Below are 22,041 nucleotides of genomic sequence, written 5' to 3'. Positions count from 1 at the left end.
ACGAAGAGCAGGTGCTAGAAAAAAGTATAGAGATACTAAGCAAGAAGCTTTCAAGTATGATAGAAAGGGGCAAAATTACTGAAAAAAGCGGAATGGTGTTTGTAGATGATGGTAGCACCGATGGCACTTGGCATATTCTCACACAAAGCTTTAATAAACGCTATGCTATGGATTCTAGCAATGCTGCGGATTTTGCTAAGTTTATGGAGTCTGTTAAAGGTGTTGATTTTACTAAAACTACTGAATCTAGCAAATCCACTTTTACTTCCACTTCCATTTTAACTTCTGCCCCCCCCCCCCGTTGCTTCATAGCAAAAAAGATAAGCAACCACATTTGTATGCTTTAAAACTATCAAGGAATTTTGGACATCAAAACACACTTTTGGCGGGATTACATTTTGTATGTGATAAATGCGATTGTGCAGTAAGCATTGATTGTGATTTACAGCAAGATGAAGAAAAGCTAGATGAATTTGTGGCGAAGTTTCAAAATGGGGCGGATATAGTTCTAGGGGTGCGGTATGATAGGAAAACAGATTCTGTTTTTAAGAAATATAGTGCGATTTTCTTTTATAAAATGATGAATATTTTTGGGGTAAAAATCATCAAAAATCACGCTGATTATCGTTTGCTTAGTCAAAGGGCATTGAAAAATTTATCTGCTTATAAGGAGACACATTTATTTTTGCGCGCTATTGTGCTGGATATGGGGCAGAAGCCTGAAATTGTGTATTTTGATGTGAAGCCGCGATATGCTGGAGATTCTAAATATAGTCTTAAGAAAATGCTCTCTTTTGCGTGGAATGGCATTACAAGTTTTTCAATAGCACCTTTGCGGTTTGTGAGTGCTATGGGAATTGGGCTTTTTGGGCTTTCAATCGCTTTTGGTATGTATGTGCTGTGGGTAAAAATTTTTACAGATTCTGCTTTGCCGGGCTGGACTTCACTAGCTATTTTGTTATGCTTCTTAAGTGGTATGCAGCTTTTGGGATTAGGCATTATTGGGGAATATATTGGCAAGATGTATCAGGAGATAAAATCTCGCCCAAAATACTGCATTGATGAGTGTTTGGAATCTATGGAGCAGACTTAGTCTAAAACCTCACACATTAGCGTTGTTTCAAGGGAAATGTTGTAGTCAATAGGTTTATAAATGCGGAATGTATAACCTAGATTCCACGATTCTAGCATTGGCTTTATATCAAAAAAATCACTTGCTTGATGGTAAATACTAAGAATCATAGCTGGTTTTTGAGAGCAAATGGTTTCTTTTGCCCCTTTAAGAAATTCCATTTCAAAGCCTTCAATATCAACCTTGATAAGTCCGATTTTAAGATTATGCTCCTTGACATAGCTATCAAGGGTAATAAGCTCTATTTCTTCACTTTGTGTGCAACCATATATAGCATTATCACGAGCAAGGCTGGAGCCAGAGCCAAAAACACTTATAGTCATTTTTGTTTTCTCACTCCCTAAGCCCTTTTTCACCGGCACTATGCGATTTGTATTATTGAGCTGAAGCGTTTGTAGCATAAGGTTGTAATTATGGCTTGTAGCTTCAAAGCTATAAATGTTTTTATTTGTGAAAGATTGAAAAATAAGTGCGCTATCGCCGATAAATCCGCCTACATCAATCACATCAAGATTCTTAATTTTTGCTAAAGTCTGTGGTGAAAATGAATCTAACCCGTGTTTGTAGCAAAAGACAGATATTTCAAAATGCTTGATTGGTAAGAAATAGCCTTGATAGTAAAAAATTTCAGGTGAAAGTTCACATATATTTGTAAAAAAATCATTTTCAATATGTTGTAGAGCGGTTTTTTCAAGTTGGGTTAAGTGAAAAATCTTCTGCGTGGGTGAAAGGGCTACTGCTTTTGTGCGGGAAATAATTTGATACACAATATTTTGGCTCTCTAAATCCATATTTTCACAAAGTTTTTGGGCCTTTTCAAAAACTTCAGAATCCGACATTTTGAAAAATGTTTGGTCAAGGAGATAGTTGTGACGAAGGGAAAGAGTATCGTGGCTTATCTTTTTATACTTTGAGGTTTTAAATAAGGGAAGGCCAAAAATACGATAGACAAAATCATATATTACCCCCCCCCCCGTTGTTTGTGTAAGATATGTCTTTCTTTGTGCGACGGGTAGCCCGGCAACGAGAAGAGTTAGGACATAGTTTTTTTTGACAATGGGCAAACCTAAGATTCTTGTGCGGACAAAACCACCTTTGTATTCGTAGATTCTAAATAATTTCATAAGAACATCTCTCTTAATAGATTCATTAAAAAGTGCGTTTAAGGAGATTTTCCACGCGTAAGATTGTAATCAAGCGATCTTCTCTCTTGCCGATACCCTGCAGGAGATTTTGATTTTCATTAAAAGATTCTGGAATGGGGTCAATATCAGATTCTGGTATTCGCACAGCCCCCGTGAGTTTATCAATCATAAAGCCTATCATCTCATCTTTTTGACTAATCACTAGAAATCGCGTATCGCCATCTTGCTTAATGGCTGGAAGTCCAAACTTAAGACGCATATTGATAAGCGGTAGCACCGTCCCGCGAAGGTTAAACACCCCAAGCACATAATCAGGCACAGCAGGGACGCGTGTATATTCAATGGGCTTAATGATCTCTTTCACATTAAGAATAGGCACCGCAAATTCTTCATTACCAATCATAAAGCCGATGATATGGAGTGTTTCTTCCACCGCGGCTGCTTCACCCACGCCTTTATTTTGTTGTTTCTCAAGGACTTCTTTTAATTTATTTTCACTCATTCTTACTCTCCCTCAATTGTGAGATTTATATTGCGTTTCACAACATTAACTAGGTATTCTGGCGTGTATGGCTTGGTGATATATTCCGTCATACCAGATTCTACACCACGCATTCTATCTGTCTTGCTATTTCTACTTGTAACGGCAATAAGGGGCAGATTCTTAAATTTATTATATTTTCGCACTTCAGATGCAAAAGTGTAGCCGTCCATTTTTGGCATTTCAATATCCACAAGCACGGCATCAAGCTGCTTATCTCCATTCTTAACAATATCAAGCCCTTCCACGCCATTTGCCGCTTCAAGCACTGTAACACCAAGTGTTTTAAGACATTTTTTCATAATCGCCCTATCAGTATTACTATCATCAATAGCAAGGACAACATAATCACTTGGTGAATTTTTGATTTTAGCCACAGCATTTTCTTCGGCAAGTTTTGTGATATTAACTTTCACTTCTTTTGCCATTTCCATCATCGCGGCAACATCAACAATCATTGTAATCTTACCATCGCCCCGCACAGTCGCCCCTGCAATACCCTCTGTGCCTTTAAGATAATAGCCAAGCGATTTGATAACAACTTCCTCTTGCCCAACGAGATAATCTACAATCACACCCATTTTTTGCTCCGCCAAACCAATGACAACAACATACACTTCATTAGTATTCTCTAACACTGAATCTACTTTGAAAATATCTGCCAAACGCACGATTGAAAGCACTTCATCTCGCAGTCTTAGCACACTTTTGCCATCAACGGTATAAATCTCATCTTGGCTTACACGCACCGTTTCAATAACAGAAGAAAGCGGAATGGCATAATACTCTTCTTGCACCGCAACAAGTAAGGCTTGGATAATCGCAAGAGTGAGCGGGATTTTAAGCTTCTGCGTTGTGCCTACACCTTTTTCAGATTCTATATCAATGATACCATTAAGCTTCTCTATATTTGTTTTGACAACATCCATTCCCACGCCACGCCCAGAGACATTGCTGATAGTGGCAGCGGTTGAAAATCCGGGCTTAAAGATGATGCCAAAGGCTTCTTTATCACTCATTGTATCCGCTTCTCTCTCGCTAATAACGCCTTTTTCGATACCTTTTTGTTTGAGCATTTGTGCATCTAGACCCTTGCCATCATCGGCAATTTCAATAACGATGTGATTGCCCTCATTATAGGCTTTGAGCGTTACTGTTCCGGTTTCTGGCTTACCTAGGGCTAGGCGGTCTTCAGGTTTTTCAATCCCGTGGTCGCAAGAGTTGCGAATAATGTGGATAAGTGGATCACCGATTTCTTCAACGATTGATTTATCAAGCTCTGTTTCTTCACCGGTGATGATAAGATCAATATTTTTGCCAAGCTCACGAGAGAGATCACGCACCATACGGGGGAATTTATTAAACACCTTGCCAACAGGTTGCATACGCGTTTTCATAACCGCAAGTTGCACATCTGTAGTAACTGATGAGATAGAAGCCACGACTTGATTAAGCTCTTCTAAGAATTTTTCCCCATCATAACGCTCTTCCACATCGCCATAGATTTTGATTAAGCGGTTTTTACCAAGCACAAGCTCACCGATAAGATTCATAAGATGATCTAGTCTTTTCACATCAACACGCACGGTTTGCTCTACACTCGCTGCTGGAGCTTTTTCATCACCCCCTGCTTTCTTTGGAGTAGGTTTGGGAGCAGGTTTTGGCGTAGCTTGAGCTGCTGGAGCTGAATCTGGGGCTTTTGGAGCTTGCACACTTGGGGCAACGCCACCTGCTTTTTGTGCTGCACGAGCTTGTTTGTCAGCTTCTTGACGCTTTTTAAGTAGCCTTTCAATCTCGGCTTCAACTTCTTCTGCACTCATATTTGAGTAGTCAAGCTCTGGTTCATCAGCAAGAGGATTGTTGCTATCAGCCGGAGTGCTTGGGGCTGCAGATTGTGCAGGTGCAGCTTGTGGAGCTGGAGATTCTGCACTCTCTCCACCTGTTCCACCACTTGAGATGGCTTGTAAGCGAGAGACGGTGTCATCAATTTCAATGCCACTATTAGCATCAGTCCCACTATCGCGTATAGCAGCAAGAAGCGCTTTCATCAAGTCTATGGAGTGCAATACCACATCCATAACATCAGGGGTAATCTTTAGCTCATCACGCCTTGCTTTGTTAAGCACATCTTCCATATTATGTGTAAGACGCGTGAGAATGTCAAAGTTCAAAAATGAGCTTGAGCCTTTGATTGTGTGGGCTACTCTAAATATTCTATTTAATAAATCAAGGTCTTCAGGGTTGTTTTCAAGCTCTACCAAATCTTGGTCCAGCTGCTCTATCATCTCAAAAGCTTCTACTAAGAAGTCTTCCATTATCTCTTGCATATCGTCCATTGTGAATCCTCTCGCACGAAATTTTAAAAAAGTATTCTACTATTTATTTTGATAAAATTCTAGTGATTTCATCATAAAATAGTTTTGCATCAAATTTGACAAGATAAGCTTCCGCCCCTATCTCTTTTCCTTTACTTGCACTAAACTTATCGCTGATTGATGAGTTAAAAATGAGTGGAATCTTATTGAATCTTGCATCATTTTTAACCTGTGCAGCAAAGTGAAAGCCGTCCATTTTAGGCATTTCAACATCTGAAATAATAAGCTTAAGATGTTTTGCTATATCTTCCCCCCAACGCTCATAGAGTTGCTCTAAACGCTCTAATCCTGCCTCTCCATCAATAGCATCAACCACATCAAAGCCAATCTCACTGAGTGTATTGCAAAGAAGTTTGCGTGCAATAGAGCTATCATCAAGAATAAGCACACTGCCTTCAAATTTATCCTTAGGCTTAAATTGCTCAATATCCACTCTATCGCCACCATTTGGCATTTGGAAATCAAGATCATCAATAATCCCCTCTAAATCCAAAATCAATAATGTCCGCCCATCTTCAATACGCGTTGTTCCTGTGATTTTCCCACGCTGGTCATCATTGCTAAGGCTAAACATAGCAGATTCTATATCCGCCCAGCTCACACGCCTTAGCCGCCTTGTAGCGTGCACCACAAAGCCAAGCTGCTTATTGTTAAATTCTGTAACAATAACCTTCTTATCACGCACAGCATCTTCTTTTGGCTTGATATTCATCCACTTTGTCAAATCAATAAGAGGCAGAATATCCCCACGCAAATCAAACATACCAAGCATATAATCAGGGCTGCCCGGAGTTTCAAAGATTTCTTCAGGATAAGCGACAATCCCGCTTACTTTGGCAACATTAATGCCATATACCCCTTCATAAGTCTCCCCATTCTTATCTTCAAAGAGTCTAAAATCTACAAGCTCCATTTCGTTGCTTGCAATTCGCATAATATCGACTTTATCTGTCTTCAATCGCTCTCCTTTGTGGATTGTATAGTGGATTTTGCTTCATTAGAAGTTGCGGATTCTATACTAAAAATACTTCTAGTAAGATAAAATGAAGGCAAGGAGATATACAAACTCTCCCCTTTATATGCTTTGCCGATGTGAAAATGCCCTTCTATAATCATATCTATTTGCTCATCTGCAAGGGCTTGGGCTTTTTTGATTGCATTTTGCAAATAGGCATTGTAGGCACAAATCCGCTTTTTTGCAAAGCTTTCAATATCGGCCCTACCTTGTCTAATTGTATTGTGATTTACCTTTTTTACAATAAAAGTGTAGAGATTACCAAAAGTTACAGAATCTAGCAAAGTTAAAATCCAACGCATTATTTTTGTCTGCATACATCTAATGTATAGCTCATATTTTGTGTTTAAAAACAAATCCCCGTGGGCGAGTAGGACATTTTGAGATTCTTTTGTAGATTCTAGATGTGAAGCACTCTCATTAATGTAGCTAAAGGCAAGGGGCTGTTTTGAGCGAGGGATAAAGTGAATCTTTGAAAACTCTACCCTTTTTTGTAAAGCGTTTAGTCCAAAGTCGTGATTGCCCTCAAACCACCATACTTGGCTAACTTGTGAAAGAGTGCAGATAGAATCTAAAAGCTCTTTATGCGTATCAACACTAGATTTTACCCCACCTAAAAGCAAATGTGTAATATCACCCATAAGGAAAATTTGGCTTGGTATTTGAGCGGGATTTTTTAAAAGCGTCTTAAAATAATCAAGCAAAGCTTTTGAAGCAATTTCGCCCTGCTCTGGCAAAGGCTGTAAATGCAGGGGCATAAAATGTGAATCTGCAATAAAAATCGCATCTTTATGTATTTGCGGGGCATTCTGCCAAAGTGATTGAGTTTTTTTCATCGCTTGTTAAAATAGCCCATAGGGGATTTGTGGGATTCCTAAAGATTCATCTAATCCGCACATAAGATTGGCATTTACCACCGCTTGTGAGCTAGCCCCTCGCAAGAGATTATCAATAGCGGTGTTAATAAAGATTCCATTATTTTTACACGCTACAAAAATATCGCAAAAATTACTCCCTATCACGCTACTCATTTTCACAGGCGTTTCTCTCACACGCACAAAGGATTCACTCCCATATATAGAATCTAAAATCCCCCTTGTCTCTTTTGTGCTTAAAGGGGTTTTTAAAGTCGCAAAAATACTCACTAGCATACCGCGAGTGATAGGGCTTAAATGTGGCACAAAGTGAATATCTAGCTCTTTTTTTCCAAGTGTAACGCACTTTTCAGCAATTTCTATTTGATGACGATGGGCAAGGGGGGAATAGGCAAAAAGATTTTCATTAATATGTGAAAAATGTGTATTTTCACTCAATGTCTTTCCCGCCCCGCTCACGCCACTTTTAGCGTCAATAAACACAGGATTTGAATCTTGCAAATAATCTACAAAAGGCAATAGCCCTAAAAGCGTAGCGGTAGGATAACAGCCCGGATTTGCCACAAGCGTGGCGTTTTGTATGCTTTGGCGGTTGTATTCTACTAGCCCATAAATGGCGTTTGTGAGATTTTCTTTATCAGTATGGGTGCAGTAGTTTGCTTCATAGTTTTCCACACTCAAGCGATAATCAGCCGATAAGTCTATGATTTTAATAGGCTTGTTTTTAGCCTTGCTTAATGTAAAAATCTCCTGTGTCATTGCCATAGCACTTTTATGGGGCAGGGCGAGAAATAGCACATCACAATCTAAAGCCTCTTGTGCATTTGCTTTATGGATAGGGAGATTGCCCAAGGGGAGTGAATCTAGCATCGTATGGACTTGCTCTAATGTGCTATCCCCTTGCGTGTTGGCTATGTAGCTAAGTTTAAATACAGGGTGATGGAGCAAAATTTTAGCAAGTTCTAAGCCCGTGTAGCCGCTAATACCGATGATTCCCACTTTGATTTGTCGCATAGCTATTCCTTATAGAGTGTTACAAAATCTTGTAAAATATCGCAAAAAATCTCAAAATCTTTTAAATCAAGCCTTTCATTGCAACTATGTGGAGCGTGAATAGTTGGACCAATGGAGAGAATCTCAAAATTTTTGATATGTGAGTGAGCTAGAATCTGCTTTTTTAGAATCCCACATTCCAGCCCAGCGTGGATTTGTGTAAGATGAGGTGTGATATTGTGTTTGGCATACAGCGTGTTTAAAAGCGTTAAAGCCTTGTGTGTTGGCTCTATGCTTCTCTCCCAAGGGGCGTAATATCCGCTTGTTTTCATAGAGCAATGTGGATTGAGATAGGGTAGCATTATTTCCAAACGCTCACAAGTGCGTTTGAGTAAGTCCTGCGTGTTTGCCCGAGCCATTAGGATTAGCTCTAAGCTCTCCTGCTTTTGCGTGATAAGTGAAAGATTTAAAGATGACAGCACCCCCTGCTTATCTCCAGCATACACACCGCTATGAATCCCACACAGCAAAGGAACAATCGCATTTTTATGATAAGCCTTTGTATAATCGCTAGATTCTAAAGATTCCAAAGGTGTAATGTCAAAAGACGCTCCATTTGGCGTATAAAAGATAGAATCTAGCCTTTTATCACAAGCGATAATCGCCTCTAGCCCCACGGGTATGGAGTTGCGTTTTTCCCCGCCATTAAGTGTGATGATATAAGCTTCAATCGTTGATAAAAAAAATCCAAACTCACTTAAAGCATTCTCTTTATTTTTGTGAATCTCAATCCCCGAATGCCCCCCCAAAAAGCCTGAACTTGTGATTTTATACATATATGGATAAGAGGGCAAAAGAGAATCTAGGGGCTTTAAGTCGCTTTTTAAATCAATGGCACATTCTATATCCACGCCCCCAGCACAGCCCAGCACAATCTCGTGTATATCCTCGCTATCAAGGTTTAAAAGCAAAGGAGATTCTATTTTTAGACTAAGATTATTTGCCCCTATCATTCCTACTTCTTCATCGTTTGTGAAAAGTAGTTCAATATGAGATTCTTTCAAAGCTAACATACACGCCAAAGCTATGCCATTATCCGCCCCTAGACTAGAATCTTTAGCGTATAAAAAACTATCTTTTTGTATAGGTGTAACACCCTTGTGCTTGGTAGAATCCCCAACGCACACCATATCATAATGCCCTTGCAAGCAGATTCTAGGTTTGCCCTTTTTAGCGTAAATATTAAAAGCAGAATCCACAGCTAATGTGTAGCCTTGAGATTCTAAGCTAGAGCAAAGAAAAGCGTGCATATCCTGCGTGTGATAGCTACAATGTGGAATCTCACAGAGTTTATAAAACATCTCTAAAGCACGGGTAGAAAAATCACTCATTGTATCCCTTAGACATCATATTTCGCACTCGTTTCAAAAATCTCGCCCAAATCGGCGTTGTAATGCAGAATCTTGCAGGAATTTTCAAGCAAAGCAATCACCTTGGCTAATGTGTGTAAATCCCTAGCATACACATACACGCCATAGCCCTTAATCAGCATAAAGCTATGGGAATGCTCCTTAAAATATCGTGGAATATCCGTATCAGCCCGTTCCGCCCAGCTCTCATAATCTTTAGGATTAAAAATCTCAATACTTGGAGCTAAAAACTTATACCCAAAATAATCCTTTGGCTCTAGCTTATCGTATTTCAGCGTATAAGACACAAGATAAGGTGGCATAGCATAAGCGATAAATTTTGCTTCAGAAAAGCTCTCATAAATCGCAGCGTGAATGGGAGCGTGCAGACTTGCTTCATTCCAGCGATAGTCCTGCTTTTGATAGAGCATAATCATAGAATCTGCGTTGATATTGTCAAAAATAGCATTTTGTTTGTTGATAATAAAGCGGTTTTTACTCACACGCGCAGAAATCGCTCCGTGGAAGATTCCAAAAAAGTTCTTCCTAAAGAGCGAGAGAGAGACATTGGCAATGTTTTGTATAAGCTCTTGGCTTACTTGAGTAGTATGGATATTCATAAGGGGGAGTATAGCATTTTGTGGTAACACACAGAGAATAAAGCCAAAATTAGCCCTTGTGCTTTTGTGGAATCTTGTGATGTTTTTTTAGAATCTTATAATGACAGATTCTAGCGTGTGAAAAATATGCGGGGTATTTTTAGAGATTTTGTAGGATTTCATTGAGTTGGATTGTCTTTTCTTTTTGACTAAGGAGCGTTTTTTCAAGCGTTTCTAGGGACTTTGGGCTGATGTATTCTAGGAGTTCTACAATGTGGCTATATTTGGCGAGATTTGGGTCTTGTAAGCAGAATCTTTGAAGCATTTTGTGCGGTGAGCTTTGGGAGAAAAGCTCCTGCTCATACACGCCCAAAGCATCAGCGATGAATGGAATCATATCTGCCTTTAGCTCAATATTGCCATTAAGATAGGCATAAATGCTAGAGATTGTGGGCGTTTCGCCCGTTTTATTTGCACGCAAGCCTAAGTCTATAAGGCGATTAGCAAGCTCTTTTTTGCTTAGATTTTTTGCTTTTAGAATCTCATTTATTTTGTCAATAACTTTCATTCCGCTTTCTTTTTATAAGGTTTATCAAAGATGTAGATTCTAGTCAGTAAATTATAGAAAAAGTATAAATTAAGTATTTGTTATCTATAATTAAGCACAAAAATTTCATTAAAACAATGGGAGGTTGTTATGATAGTGCAAAATTTTGTTGTTAAGAATTGTGTCTTATGGTTGCTAGTTTTAGGTTTAAGTGGCTGCAGCTATGCCGTTACATTCAATACAAATCCTATTGGTGCAAACATTATTTGTGGTGGAGTTAATCAAGGATATTCTCCCGTCAATTTGGAGTACAATAAAAAAGCATTAAAGGAGCATAATTTTAGGATTGAACCCTGTGAAACTGTCTGGATAAGTGGAGCTAGAATAGAGTTTCCAGACAATATCAGTGATGTTTTTGAAGAATTCCCAAAAGGAGTAATGCTAACATTACAAAGACCCGAACACCCAGACTTAGAGAAAGATATGCAGTTTGCATTTCAGGTTCAACAGATGAAACAGCAACAGATGCAATTTCAGTATCAACAGTCCCAACAAGCAATTCACAATGTAAATCAACAACTTAATCAAACAAATCAAAGAATTCAGCAACAAAACCACAACAATCAAATGCTGTTTCAAATGCAACAATTAAACAACACATTACGTTATGGTTTTTAGCAACTTTTAAGGTTTTAAGGGATTTTGTAAAAGTGTTATCTGTCTTAAATTTAAGCTAAATCAAAAAAAAAAAAAAACGCATAATACTCCCTTAATTTTTTTAAAGGAGTCAAAATGGCACAGGCTAATTCTAATCAAGGCAAAGTTACACCAAAGGGCAATAGTGCTAATATGCAAAATCCCAACAAAGGCACAAGTGGCACAAATCGCCAATACGACCAAAATCAAGGCAACAGGGGCAAGCAGCTTAACCCAAATCAGCAAAACAAAAAGTAGATTCTAGGAATCTGCCTACCTTGATCTACTACCCTTAAAGCTCAAAAGGCTTTAGGGCTAGAATCCACTTTTATAAAAGCTATTTTCTGCTAATCAATTATTGCTCCGCTCCGCTCTTTTCTTTCCCTAGAATCCACAAAAAATGATCTAAATCTCGTGTGTTTTCATTTTCAAGCCCATAGTGTTTGGCAAACTCATCAATAGCTTGGAGAAATGTATTGTATGTGTCATAGTCCTTAAGCTCTTTGTTTGTGAGCTTTTTTCCATAAAAATTTGTGCCTACTAGCTTACTAGGTATATTAAACTTTGCATTGCTTTTATCGCTTTTGCCATTGTTAAAAAATACCAACACTTCACGCACAAAGCTATCATAGATTCTAAAGGCGTTTTGATTGTGGTGGAAGCAATATTTTGTCGCAAAGGAGTAAGGATTTATGATTATGACTTTGTCTTTGATAGTTTTTTCTAGATTACATTTTGCAATTTGTTTAACAATATCCTTTAATTCATTGTAATTTTGTAGGGTGGCGTTGCGTATTTTTTGGTGAATTTGTTTGTTAGATTCTAGCTCGGTAATATGTTTAGCAACTTTATAAACACCAAATTTTGATCTTGTAAGATTTGTGCTATAGAAGCTATCTAGCACAGAAACTTTTAGCAGCACATTTTGCAAAGTCTTGTCTTTTTGTATCTGTTGCGTTTCATCTGCTCTTTCAAAAATGTCTTCGCTACTAAAAATATTTTCAATTACCTTTTCTTGCTCTCGGTAGTTTTCATATTTATTGCTATTGTATATTCCCAAAATCCTGTCATAAAGCTCTTTCATCTTTTCTTTATGCCCACTCATCTATCACTCCCCTTGGGATTCCAAATACTCTTCATAACTCCCGCGGAAGTCTATGATTTCTGCTCCACCACCGCTAGAATCCGCCTTTAGCTCAATGATTCTATTAGCATACGCGTCAATCAGCTCCCTATCGTGGCTGACACAAATCACATTTCCGCTAAATTTATACAACGCCTCGCCAAGCGCGATAATGGATTCTAAATCAAGGTGGTTTGTAGGCTCATCAAGCACTAAAAAATTCCCCCCTTCTAGCATAAGTTTGCTTAGCACCATTCTGTGCTTTTCCCCACCGCTTAGGGCGTTTATGGGTTTCTCTTGCTCTTCCCCGCTAAAGAGCATTCGCCCTAGTGCGTTGCGTATCTCGCCACTCTCTTTTTTCTTATCAAAGCCCCTTAGCCACTCATACAGGCTTTCTTCCCCGCTTATCTCTTCACTTACATTTTGTGGGAAGTAGCCCCTTTGCGTTGTCGCCCCCCACTTGACTAGCCCAGAATCCGCTTTTAACTCTTCTACTAGAATCTTACACAAAGTGCTTTTACCCACGCCATTTGCACCGATGATAGCGATTTTATCCCCGGGCAGAATTTTCAAACTCACATTTTTTAGCACGCATAAATCCCCATAACTTTTTGAGATATTCTCACATTCTAGGGCTTCGTTGCCAATCGTGCGGTTGGGCTTAAAGACTATGCTAGGATCTCGCCTAGAGCTAACCGCTAAGGATTCAATATTGAGCTTTTCAAGCTGTTTTTGGCGACTTGTAGCTTGACGCGCCTTACTTGCATTAGCAGAAAATCGCGCGATAAAGGATTCTAGCTCCTCTTTTTCTTTAAGCTTTTTGTTTCGCTCCATTTCCTGCTGTTTAGCTATCAAAGTAGAGGCGATATACCAATCATCATAATTCCCACTAAACTCCCGCACAGAGCCAAAATCCATATCCAAAATATGTGTGCAAACGCTGTTTAAAAAATGCCTATCGTGGCTGATGACGACAAGTGTGCCTTGGTGGCGTTTGAGATTGTCTTCAAGCCACGATATAGAGTGTAAATCAAGGTTGTTTGTCGGCTCATCTAGGAGCAAAATATCAGGCTTGGGGAATAGCACTTGAGCGAGTAGAATCTTAAACTTATCGCCACCGGTTAGGGTTTTCATTAGTTCATTATGCGTGCTAGAATCAAAGCCTAAATCTTCTAAAATCTTTTCAATCACCACCTCGCATTCATACATCGGGTCTTCTTCAGCGCAAATCATCTCTAGCTCACCTAGCTCGGCATTGATCGTATCATCGCTTAAATCACCATTTTCATAGAGATATTCCTTGCGTTTTATGGCGTCATATAATCGCTTATTGCCTAGCAGCACCGCATCTTTTAGACTAAGCTCTTCAAAAGCGTATTGATCCTGCCCTAAAACGCCCATTTTTAAGCCCTTTTCTATCACCACTTCGCCGCTGCTTGCCTCATACTGCCCACTTAGGATTTTTAAAAATGTGGATTTCCCTGCACCATTTGCCCCGATAAGCCCATAGCGTTTGCCAGAATCTAGCTTGATATTGACATTTTCAAAGAGCTTTTTTGTCGCATAACGCATTGAAAGATTGATTGTTTGTAGCATTGTGTGTCCTTGTGATTGTGAATAATGGCGTGGATTCTAGCATAAAATAGCATTTGTGTAGTCAATGGGTAGTCAAAATAGGAGATGGGCTTTTGTGGCTTTAATGCAAAAAAATTCTCATCATTTTACAAAAAATGGTAAAAAATCTCATCTTTTATTTAATTTAAGTCAAAAAAGTTATACAATGCAAACTTCAACAAATAAGGTGTGTTTCATAAGGAGGATAGTATGCAAAACAACACTCACTCTTATCGCAAAAAGCGTTACATTGTCTATGCCATAGCGACTTTAGCACTTCTTGTATTTCCTTTTATACAAATCAATGGTAATCAGCTTTTCCTACTCTCATTTGATCACAAACAGCTTCATTTAATGGGTGTTGTGTTTGATATGCAGGAGCTGTATTTAATGCCATTTTTGCTGATTCTTATGTTTGTGGGAATCTTTTTTATGACAACACTTGCGGGGCGTATATGGTGTGGCTGGGCGTGTCCGCAGACGATTTTCCGCATTTTATATAGGGATTTGTTGCAGACAAAGATTTTTGGTTTGCGAAAGAGAATCTCAAATAAGCAGGAAAAAATGGACTTAAGCACTTTTGGGGCGAAGATTAAGGCGGTTTTGGCGTTTTTAATTATCTCTGTGCTTTGTCTTGTGGCAGCGGCAAATTTGATGTTCTTTTTCACACCACCGAGCGATTTTTTTGCCTATATGAGCGATCCGCTTAATCACAGAATCTTGCTTGGTTTTTGGCTAGGCTTTGGGCTATTTTTCATTCTTGATATTGCTTTTATACAGGAAAATTTCTGTATTTATATGTGTCCGTATTGCCGGATTCAAAGTGTGCTTTTTGATGATGACACGATTACGGCGGTGTATAACTATAAACGCGGTGGGGCGGTGTATGACACAAAGGGAATGAAGTTTGAACTCGCACCTAAAAAGCAAGATCCAAATAATGAATGCACCAATTGTAACGCGTGTGTGCGTGTGTGTCCAACGCATATTGATATTAGAAAGGGTATGCAGCTAGAGTGTATTAACTGCCTTGAATGTGCCGATGCGTGTGAATCTGTGATGAGTAAGCTTAATCGCCCTTCACTTGTGATGTGGAAGTCCTCTGCCTCGCTAGATAATAATGGCAAAGTGCGTGTGTTTAGGTTTAAAACTATCGGCTATATGGTGATTTTAGCCCTTGTATTTGTGCTATTGCTTTTTGTAGGCAGCAAAAAAGAGAGTATGCTCCTTGATATTAACCGCACCACCGAACTGTATGAGATTAAAAAGAATCATATCGTGGATAATCACTACACAATGCTTTTCCACAACACGGATTCTGCTGATCATCAAATGCATTTTGAAATCCTTGATAACAAGGGCGGGGATATTGCTAAGTCTTTAGAGATTATCTCGCCAAAAGCCCCTTTTAATGTCAAGGCTGGAAAGAAAGTCAAGCAGATAGTTACAATCCGCACAAGAGAGAATCTAGGGCAGGGGAATTATGATATTACTATCCGTGCGTATGCCACAGACGCAAAAGAAAGTATTCAAGTTGAGCGTCCTACAAAGTTTGTCTATCCAGATTCTAAGCTCTTTAAAGATTAGAATCTTGCTTCTCAAAGCCTATTCTTAAGCAAAATATGGGCTTGTGGCAATTTTGTAATAACGGAGAAAATTTTGCCTTGTTAGCAAAATGTGGTATTATTCCACCCTATCTTAAAAAAAGGAGATAAAAATGGGACTTTATGATAGAAATTATACAAACAATGCAAATGCAACCGCAGAGTATGCAGCGGCACAAGATACCGCCCTTGTGAAATTTGTCAAAACGACTTACATTTTCTTTGGGGCAAGTTTATTTTTTGCCTTTATTGGTGCGATGATTGGCTTTTACAATCTTCAACTTGTTTTTGAAAATCGTATGCTTCTGTTTGTAGCTGAGATTGCAGCACTCTTTGGGCTTATGTTTTCTCGCTCAAAGCCCGGACTTAATATTGCGATGCTCTTTATCTTTACCACACTTACAGGTTTGGTAGCTACGCCACTTGTGGCTATGGTAGCAGCAAAGGCAGGAGCGGGAGCAGTGGCTATGGCATTTGCAATGACGACAATTGTCTTTGGTGTGATGAGTATTTTTGGCATTAGGACAAGAAAAGACTTGGCAAGTATGGGCAAAATGCTTTTTATCACTTTGATTGTTGTGTTTGTTTGTTCACTTGTGAATCTTTTCCTTGGAAGCTCTATGTTTCAAGTGCTGATTTCAAGTGCGGCGGTTATTCTCTTTAGTATGTATGTGGCGTATGATACACAAAATATTATCCGTGGGCTTTACACAAGTCCGGTAGATGCGGCAATTAGCCTCTATCTTGATTTCTATAATATTTTTATGAATCTACTTGCCCTTATCGGTCTATCAAGCAGAGACTAAGGGGAATAAATGGAGGTTGGCAGAGTTATAGATGCTAATCTCAATCGCTTAAGGGAGGGTATCCGTGTCATAGAGGATACGCTCCGCTACTTTCATAATGATAAAACACTTTCTTTCTTATGTAAAACACTGCGACATAAGCTTAAACTTTCTACTTCACTAGATTTGCTTGATTATAGAGATATTCAAGGCGATGTAGCAAAACAAAGCAGCAAAGATGAGCTGTTAAGAGAAAATCTAAACGCCCTTGTTATGGCTAATTTTAAACGCGCTCAAGAATCCGCTCGTGTTTTAGAAGAATATACCAAACTCGCCCCACATCTAGGCAATACCCACGCTTTTAAGCAGATTCGCTATGAGCTTTATGACATTGAAAAACAATATTTTCAAGCCTACTGCAGCTCACTTCGTCAGTAACGCACTCACAAACAACACATAAGTAAAGTATAGAATCTAGCATAGAGTAAAATTACAGCCACAGCATAATTTGGAATTAACTTTGCTACCCACCCCATAAATCTAAAAACTAAAAGGTATAAAATGCGTATTGATATTTTTTGCGAGAGTGGGGAGGGCTATGGGCTAGGGCATTTCTACCGCTCTTTGAAACTCATCGCCATATTTGTAAAATTGACAAAGCCCCCTTATACCCACGCCATTACTTTGCATAATCGCGGCGACTACACCCCACCGCCTCTAAAAACTCTGCTAGATTCCACACCTTCACATATTGAGCTTGAGTGTAAAAACTATGAGTGGCTATCCACCCAGCCTGAAATGCTTGAACTCGCCATTGTGGATAGCTACGAGGCACAGGAGTGGTTCTATCATCGTTTAATTCAGCACAGCAAGGCACTCATCTGCCTTGATGATACCCTGCGTGATGCGTATCCAAAGGACTGCTATATTCTAAATCCCACGCCAGATTCCAAGTCGTATTTTAAGGGGTATTCTCACTTGTGGTGTGGGGAAGAATATATGATTTTGCCCCAACACATAGAATCTAAACCATTAGAATCTACACAAGATTCCAAGCCCACAGCCCATAATCAAAATAAGCAAATCTTTGTGAATTTTGGCGGTGTAGATTCTAATAATCTCTCCCAAAGCTTTATTGATTTGCTTGTGAGAGAGCTTACACAGCAGTGTCATTTTCATCTCGTGTTAGGCGGTGGCTATCCCCATAAAATCGCCATTCCAAAGCCCCTTGAAAATTTTGTGAGTATGTATCACAATCTCACACCTAGCGAGTTTTTACACTTAGCCCTAACTTGTGATTACGCCTTAAGTGCCGGAGGCGGCAGTATGCTTGAATTATTAAGGCTTAAAATCCCAAGCATCATTTTACAAACCGCACAAAATCAAGTTTTTCACATAGAGCAATGGCAGAAAAAAGGTGCGATTTATTACGCAAAAGATTTGCCCTCTGCCCTTGAAACGCTTTTCTCTTGGCAGGAAAATCCCCCCAAGATTCTAAAGCAAAATCTTCAAAATCTAACTCTTGGCTCAAAGCTAGAATATGCCCTTTTAAGCCTTATTCAAAACCTAGCCGCTCCCCACAGCACAGCTCAAAATGAAACAGCTAAGATTCAAGCCCTACCTTTTCCAAAGCTTAATCCTACGCAGTCTCAAGCCATCTTGCAAATGCGAAATCACCCAGAAATTGCTAAATGGATGTATGCGACGCATATTAGCCCAGAATCTCACACCGCCTTTCTAGCAAACCTTGCAAATGATAATACAAGGCGATATTGGCTCTTGCAGGAAAATGATGAGTATATCGGCGTAGGCTCACTCACAAGGATAAATCTCACCCATCGCCACGCCTTTATTGGAATCTATAAAAATGTAGATTCTAACATTTTACGCAAGGGAGCTAAGATTCTCAAGTTTTTAGAATCTTATGCTTTTAATGAGCTAGGTTTGCACACCTTGCACCTTGAAGTGCTAGAACACAACACCCAAGCCATAGCATTTTATGAAAAAATGGGCTATACAAAAGAGGGGATTTTGCACGATTTTATACGCGAGATAAAAGATTCACAAAGCATATATCACAATGTCATCTTAATGTATAAGGAGCGTGTATGAAGCCCCCACTTATCATCGCCGAGCTAAGTGCCAATCATCAGCAAGACTTGCAAATTGCTAAAGATTCTATTTATGCCATTGCCAAAAGTGGAGCTGATGGCGTGAAGCTACAAACCTACACACCTTCTTGCTTAACGCTAGATTCTAAAAATCCGCCCTTTGCTATTAGCGGCGGGACATTATGGGATAATACTTATTTGTATGATTTGTATAAACAAGCCCAAACGCCGTGGGAATGGCACAAAGAACTTTTTTCACTTGCACGAAGTTTAGGACTAATCGTATTTAGTTCCCCCTTTTCTATAAAAGGCGTGAAGCTTTTAGAATCTTTGCAATGCCCTATGTATAAGGTTGCAAGCTTTGAGATTATGCACTATGAGCTGATTGCTGCGATTGCTAAGACTAAAAAGCCTATTATTTTTTCCACCGGCATTGCCACGCACAAAGAGATTGAATCTGCCCTTGCACTTTGTCATAAATATGGGAGCAAGGATATTACGCTTTTGCATTGTGTGAGTGAGTATCCAGCCCCTTTGGAATCCGCAAATATCAAGGCAATGCTAGGCTTAAAGCAAAGATATAAAAAATACAATATTAAAGTTGGACTTTCAGATCATACGCTTGGCAGCCTCTGCCCCATTATCGCTACAAGCCTTGGGGCGTGTATGATTGAAAAGCATTTTATCCTTGATAAGTCCTTAGGAGGCGTGGATAGTGCCTTTAGTATGGATAAAGATGAGTTTAGTGCAATGGTGGAGCAAGTCCGCAACACTGCCCTAGCCCTTGGCAAAAAGAATCCGCAAGTGCCTAAAAGCACACTTAAAAAGCGAAGAGTCTTTGCGCGAAGCATTTGGGTTACAAAAGATATTGCTAAGGGGGAGCGTTTCACAAAGGAAAATATTGCTATCTTGCGTCCCAATGGCGGAATGCACCCGCGGTATTTTTCACAGATTCTTAACACAAAGGCAGAGCGTGATTACAAAGCCGCCACACCACTCATAAAGCATAAATTATAACTTTAAGGGTATAATCACCATTTCAAATCCCAAAGTTAAAAAGGAAGTCTATGTTGCCATCTACTCCATTACTTTTTACACCCGGTCCTACCCCCGTGCCAGAATCTTTGCGTCAGGCGATGAGTGAGCCTACACTCCACCACAGAACCCCAGAGTTTGAAAGCATTTTTGCCAAAGCTAGGGAGGGGCTTTTAGAGCTTTTAGGAATGAAAGAAGTGCTAATGCTTGCAAGTAGCGGCAGTGGGGCTATGGAAGCTTGTGTGCTGACTTTTAGTGCTAAAAAAATGCTAAGTGTCAATAGCGGGAAGTTTGGCGAACGCTTTGGCAAAATCGCCAAGGCTCATAAGATTCCATATACAGAGATTATAAATGAGTGGGATATCCCAGCGAGTGTGGAATCTGTGCTTGAGATTTTGCAAAATGATAAGGATATTGATTGCTTTTGTATGCAGATGTGTGAATCCGCAGGAGGCTTACGACACCCAGCAGAAGCCATAGCTAAGGCGATTAAAGAGTATAATCCAAATATTATTGTGGTGGTTGATGCCATTACGGCAATGGGCGTTGAAGCCATTGACACAAGCCATATTGACGCCCTTATTGGCGGCTCACAAAAGGCGTTTATGCTGCCACCGGGCTTAAGCATTATTGGGCTATCACCCCAAGCGATACAAAAGATTGAAGAACGCGATGTGGGCTTTTATTTTAATCTTAAAACCGAGCTGAAAAATCAAGTCAAAAACACCACCGCTTGGACTGCCCCAACGACAATTATCACCGGACTTGCGAAGTATTTTGAGCTTGTGTCCCAAAATGGCGGACAAAAAAATGGAATGGAGCGAGTTTATAAAGATACAAAAGCCAGAAGTCTATCAACGCAAAAAGCCCTAGAATCTATCGGGCTAAAAATCTATCCAAAATCCCCAGCTCTAGCGATGAATACTATTTATGATGAAAAAAATGCGGCGAATTTACGCAAAGTGCTAAAGACAGAGTTTAATCTCAATGTCGCAGGGGGGCAAGATAGGCTAAAGACGAGCATTGTGCGGATTAATCAAATGGGGCTTATCCCGCTATCTCAAAGCCTATGGGTAGTCAATGCCTTTGAACTTGCCTTGCAGAGACTTGGATTACGGGACTTTACAGGTGAAGCAAATAAGGTATTTTTAGAATCTTATTATGCGTTGCAAGATTAAGTTTTACAAAGTTTAAAAAGTGCCACAAAATACGCAAGATTCTAGTTTTAAAGATTCTGCACAAAGCACAGAATCTCTGCACCAGCGCTTTAATAAGGCTTTGCAGACTCTTGCAAACAAAGCCTTAGATTCCAAGCCTAAAATCATCGCTATCCTTGGAGCAAGTGGGAGTGGCAAAACCGCCCTTGCCCACGATATAGCCCTGCAAAAGGGCTGTGAGATTTTTAGTCTTGATTCTTTGGGGGTTTATAAAGGCTTTGATATAGCTTCCGCCAAGCCCACACCTTTAGAAAAAACACAAGTGCGTTACCACGCGTTAGATGTTTTAAATCCAAGTGAAAAAAGCAATGCTATGCTTTTTTTTACACTTTTATGCGAATGTGTGCTTCATCTTAAGCCCGATACGCCTTTGCTCATCGTTGGGGGCAGTAGCTTTTTTCTAAAAAGCATCATAGAAGGTTTAAGCCCTATGCCAGACTTGCAGGGCTATGAAAAGTGGATAGAATCTCTAGGAAGTTTGCAGGAGTGCTACGCCTTTTTATGCTCTATTGATAAAGAATTTGCTCAAAAAATCGCCCCACAAGATACATACAGAATCCACAAAGCCCTAAGCCTCTATAAAGCCACGCAACTAAAGCCTAGCGAGTATTTTGCTACACATAAGCCTCTGCCTTTTCCCCTGCCTTTAGAGATTTTTGCCCTAGATAAGCCAAAAGATGAGTTAAGAGCGGATATTTTACAGCGAAGTCAAAAGATGATAGAGCAAGGCATTGTGGAAGAGATAAAAGAGATTGTAGAAGCCTATGGGGAGGGCATACCGCCTTTAAATGCCATTGGTCCAAAGGAATGCCTAGCATTTTTGCAAGGCAAACTCACAAGCCTTGAATCTCTAAAACAAGAGCTATTTTTCCACACCTGTCAATTAGCCAAACGCCAAGCTACCTTTAACCGCACACAATTCCATAAAATCACACTTTTACCTAAACAAGATTTACAAAAAGAGATTTATAAACTTTTAGCTACTTGATTACAAGGATATGAGAATCTAAAAGGATTTAGATTCTAGAATCTCACGCTTTTAAATCACAATATTGTCATACTGAGCGTGAGCGAAATATTTATGTTTTTTAGATTCTAAGTTTTTCTTTTCTTTTATTATTTTTTTATAAGGGGGAGGGGTTTGAATTTGCGTAAAACGGGTTTGCTTCGCTACACGCGAAGTCACCCCTCCCCCTTATGTATCCCCCACCCGACGACGCTTTAA

22 protein-coding genes are annotated in these 22,041 nt (G+C 39.6%); 11 read left to right on the top strand and 11 right to left on the bottom strand.

Translation table 11 applies throughout. The features are described from left to right. Positions 1 to 11: 11 nt before the first annotated feature. Positions 12 to 347 carry a glycosyltransferase family protein gene (locus LS74_RS11360; protein WP_236096853.1) on the top strand — a complete coding sequence of 112 codons (336 nt, stop codon included), beginning with the start codon at positions 12 to 14 and terminating at the stop codon, positions 345 to 347. Beyond that, a complete protein-coding gene (locus LS74_RS06875; RefSeq protein WP_236096852.1) occupies positions 335 to 1,093 on the top strand; it encodes a glycosyltransferase in 759 nt (252 codons plus the stop codon). Before LS74_RS11360 ends, LS74_RS06875 begins: the two co-directional genes overlap by 13 nt. Here LS74_RS06875 and LS74_RS06870 read toward each other — a convergent pair. The 9 genes from LS74_RS06870 to LS74_RS06830 form a co-directional block, all read right to left on the bottom strand. Next, positions 1,090 to 2,256, bottom strand: a complete 1,167-nt coding sequence (locus LS74_RS06870) for an FkbM family methyltransferase (protein ID WP_236096851.1) — start codon at positions 2,254 to 2,256, stop codon at positions 1,090 to 1,092. The two genes, LS74_RS06875 and LS74_RS06870, sit on opposite strands and share 4 nt — an antisense overlap. Before the next feature lie 25 nt (positions 2,257 to 2,281). Continuing rightward, entirely contained in the window at positions 2,282 to 2,779 is a 498-nt protein-coding gene (locus tag LS74_RS06865) for a chemotaxis protein CheW (RefSeq protein ID WP_002955773.1), read from the bottom strand. A 2-nt stretch (positions 2,780 to 2,781) separates the two neighbouring features. Further along, on the bottom strand, positions 2,782 to 5,154 hold the full coding sequence (locus LS74_RS06860) for a hybrid sensor histidine kinase/response regulator (protein ID WP_034586767.1): 2,373 nt from the start codon (positions 5,152 to 5,154) through the stop codon (positions 2,782 to 2,784). Positions 5,155 to 5,197: 43 nt separating this feature from the next. Further along, entirely contained in the window at positions 5,198 to 6,127 is a 930-nt protein-coding gene (locus LS74_RS06855) for a chemotaxis protein CheV (protein ID WP_034586778.1), read from the bottom strand. 20 nt (positions 6,128 to 6,147) lie between these two features. Beyond that, positions 6,148 to 7,044: a metallophosphoesterase gene (locus LS74_RS06850; protein ID WP_034586764.1), complete on the bottom strand. Its 897-nt coding sequence runs from the start codon at positions 7,042 to 7,044 to the stop codon at positions 6,148 to 6,150. 6 nt (positions 7,045 to 7,050) lie between these two features. Then, positions 7,051 to 8,097, bottom strand: a complete 1,047-nt coding sequence (gene argC / locus LS74_RS06845; protein ID WP_034586761.1) for an N-acetyl-gamma-glutamyl-phosphate reductase — start codon at positions 8,095 to 8,097, stop codon at positions 7,051 to 7,053. Positions 8,098 to 8,099: 2 nt separating this feature from the next. After that, positions 8,100 to 9,467, bottom strand: coding sequence for a zinc-binding metallopeptidase family protein (locus LS74_RS06840; RefSeq protein WP_034586759.1), 1,368 nt, complete (start codon positions 9,465 to 9,467; stop codon positions 8,100 to 8,102). Positions 9,468 to 9,475: 8 nt separating this feature from the next. Then, positions 9,476 to 10,105, bottom strand: coding sequence for a class II aldolase and adducin N-terminal domain-containing protein (locus LS74_RS06835; RefSeq protein WP_034586776.1), 630 nt, complete (start codon positions 10,103 to 10,105; stop codon positions 9,476 to 9,478). A 139-nt stretch (positions 10,106 to 10,244) separates the two neighbouring features. Then, positions 10,245 to 10,652, bottom strand: a complete 408-nt coding sequence (locus LS74_RS06830; RefSeq protein ID WP_034586755.1) for a helix-turn-helix domain-containing protein — start codon at positions 10,650 to 10,652, stop codon at positions 10,245 to 10,247. Between the two features lie 129 nt (positions 10,653 to 10,781). Between LS74_RS06830 and LS74_RS06825 the strand changes: the two genes are divergently transcribed. Continuing rightward, entirely contained in the window at positions 10,782 to 11,309 is a 528-nt protein-coding gene (locus LS74_RS06825) for a hypothetical protein (RefSeq protein WP_052086393.1), read from the top strand. A 114-nt stretch (positions 11,310 to 11,423) separates the two neighbouring features. Beyond that, a complete protein-coding gene (locus LS74_RS10915; RefSeq protein ID WP_167480471.1) occupies positions 11,424 to 11,585 on the top strand; it encodes a hypothetical protein in 162 nt (53 codons plus the stop codon). 97 nt (positions 11,586 to 11,682) lie between these two features. On the opposite strand, the gene LS74_RS06820 is transcribed toward LS74_RS10915, so the two are convergent. Both LS74_RS06820 and abc-f read right to left on the bottom strand, forming a co-directional pair. Next, complete coding sequence (locus LS74_RS06820; protein ID WP_034586751.1) at positions 11,683 to 12,432, bottom strand: hypothetical protein; 750 nt, start codon at positions 12,430 to 12,432, stop codon at positions 11,683 to 11,685. A 3-nt stretch (positions 12,433 to 12,435) separates the two neighbouring features. Beyond that, positions 12,436 to 14,046 (bottom strand): ribosomal protection-like ABC-F family protein, encoded by a 1,611-nt coding sequence (gene abc-f, locus LS74_RS06815; RefSeq protein WP_034586748.1) that lies wholly within the window; start codon positions 14,044 to 14,046, stop codon positions 12,436 to 12,438. A 228-nt stretch (positions 14,047 to 14,274) separates the two neighbouring features. On the opposite strand from abc-f, the gene ccoG reads away from it, so the two are divergent. From ccoG to miaA, 7 genes are all read left to right on the top strand, one after another. After that, complete coding sequence (ccoG, locus tag LS74_RS06810) at positions 14,275 to 15,651, top strand: cytochrome c oxidase accessory protein CcoG (RefSeq protein ID WP_034586746.1); 1,377 nt, start codon at positions 14,275 to 14,277, stop codon at positions 15,649 to 15,651. 130 nt (positions 15,652 to 15,781) lie between these two features. Next, a complete protein-coding gene (locus LS74_RS06805) occupies positions 15,782 to 16,474 on the top strand; it encodes a Bax inhibitor-1/YccA family protein (RefSeq protein ID WP_034588480.1) in 693 nt (230 codons plus the stop codon). 9 nt (positions 16,475 to 16,483) lie between these two features. After that, positions 16,484 to 16,891, top strand: a complete 408-nt coding sequence (locus tag LS74_RS06800) for a hypothetical protein (protein WP_034588482.1) — start codon at positions 16,484 to 16,486, stop codon at positions 16,889 to 16,891. Positions 16,892 to 17,014: 123 nt separating this feature from the next. Continuing rightward, the gene (pseH, locus tag LS74_RS06795; RefSeq protein WP_034588484.1) at positions 17,015 to 18,565 is read left to right on the top strand and encodes a UDP-4-amino-4,6-dideoxy-N-acetyl-beta-L-altrosamine N-acetyltransferase; all 1,551 of its coding nucleotides are present in this window, start codon (positions 17,015 to 17,017) and stop codon (positions 18,563 to 18,565) included. Beyond that, positions 18,562 to 19,581 carry a pseudaminic acid synthase gene (pseI, locus tag LS74_RS06790; RefSeq protein ID WP_034588487.1) on the top strand — a complete coding sequence of 340 codons (1,020 nt, stop codon included), beginning with the start codon at positions 18,562 to 18,564 and terminating at the stop codon, positions 19,579 to 19,581. Before pseH ends, pseI begins: the two co-directional genes overlap by 4 nt. A 50-nt stretch (positions 19,582 to 19,631) precedes the next feature. Beyond that, positions 19,632 to 20,777, top strand: a complete 1,146-nt coding sequence (locus LS74_RS06785) for a pyridoxal-phosphate-dependent aminotransferase family protein (RefSeq protein ID WP_034588489.1) — start codon at positions 19,632 to 19,634, stop codon at positions 20,775 to 20,777. A 19-nt stretch (positions 20,778 to 20,796) separates the two neighbouring features. Further along, positions 20,797 to 21,804 (top strand): tRNA (adenosine(37)-N6)-dimethylallyltransferase MiaA, encoded by a 1,008-nt coding sequence (gene miaA / locus LS74_RS06780; RefSeq protein WP_034588493.1) that lies wholly within the window; start codon positions 20,797 to 20,799, stop codon positions 21,802 to 21,804. Positions 21,805 to 22,041 lie beyond the last annotated feature (237 nt).

The sequence above is a fragment of the Helicobacter magdeburgensis genome, from assembly GCF_000765825.2.
Taxonomy (GTDB): domain Bacteria; phylum Campylobacterota; class Campylobacteria; order Campylobacterales; family Helicobacteraceae; genus Helicobacter_C; species Helicobacter_C magdeburgensis.
Note: the sequence above shows the minus strand (reverse complement) of the source record. Positions and strands in the feature narration are given on the sequence as shown.

Coding starts and splice junctions, on each gene's coding strand:
- LS74_RS06870 (WP_236096851.1), bottom strand. CDS start 2,256: ATGAAATTATTTAGAATCTACGAATACAAAGGTGGTTTTGTCCGCACA.
- LS74_RS06865 (WP_002955773.1), bottom strand. CDS start 2,779: ATGAGTGAAAATAAATTAAAAGAAGTCCTTGAGAAACAACAAAATAAA.
- LS74_RS06860 (WP_034586767.1), bottom strand. CDS start 5,154: ATGGACGATATGCAAGAGATAATGGAAGACTTCTTAGTAGAAGCTTTT.
- LS74_RS06855 (WP_034586778.1), bottom strand. CDS start 6,127: ATGCGAATTGCAAGCAACGAAATGGAGCTTGTAGATTTTAGACTCTTT.
- LS74_RS06850 (WP_034586764.1), bottom strand. CDS start 7,044: ATGAAAAAAACTCAATCACTTTGGCAGAATGCCCCGCAAATACATAAA.
- argC (WP_034586761.1), bottom strand. CDS start 8,097: ATGCGACAAATCAAAGTGGGAATCATCGGTATTAGCGGCTACACGGGC.
- LS74_RS06840 (WP_034586759.1), bottom strand. CDS start 9,467: ATGAGTGATTTTTCTACCCGTGCTTTAGAGATGTTTTATAAACTCTGT.
- LS74_RS06835 (WP_034586776.1), bottom strand. CDS start 10,105: ATGAATATCCATACTACTCAAGTAAGCCAAGAGCTTATACAAAACATT.
- LS74_RS06830 (WP_034586755.1), bottom strand. CDS start 10,652: ATGAAAGTTATTGACAAAATAAATGAGATTCTAAAAGCAAAAAATCTA.
- LS74_RS06825 (WP_052086393.1), top strand. CDS start 10,782: ATGATAGTGCAAAATTTTGTTGTTAAGAATTGTGTCTTATGGTTGCTA.
- LS74_RS10915 (WP_167480471.1), top strand. CDS start 11,424: ATGGCACAGGCTAATTCTAATCAAGGCAAAGTTACACCAAAGGGCAAT.
- LS74_RS06820 (WP_034586751.1), bottom strand. CDS start 12,432: ATGAGTGGGCATAAAGAAAAGATGAAAGAGCTTTATGACAGGATTTTG.
- abc-f (WP_034586748.1), bottom strand. CDS start 14,046: ATGCTACAAACAATCAATCTTTCAATGCGTTATGCGACAAAAAAGCTC.
- ccoG (WP_034586746.1), top strand. CDS start 14,275: ATGCAAAACAACACTCACTCTTATCGCAAAAAGCGTTACATTGTCTAT.
- LS74_RS06805 (WP_034588480.1), top strand. CDS start 15,782: ATGGGACTTTATGATAGAAATTATACAAACAATGCAAATGCAACCGCA.
- LS74_RS06800 (WP_034588482.1), top strand. CDS start 16,484: ATGGAGGTTGGCAGAGTTATAGATGCTAATCTCAATCGCTTAAGGGAG.
- pseH (WP_034588484.1), top strand. CDS start 17,015: ATGCGTATTGATATTTTTTGCGAGAGTGGGGAGGGCTATGGGCTAGGG.
- pseI (WP_034588487.1), top strand. CDS start 18,562: ATGAAGCCCCCACTTATCATCGCCGAGCTAAGTGCCAATCATCAGCAA.
- LS74_RS06785 (WP_034588489.1), top strand. CDS start 19,632: ATGTTGCCATCTACTCCATTACTTTTTACACCCGGTCCTACCCCCGTG.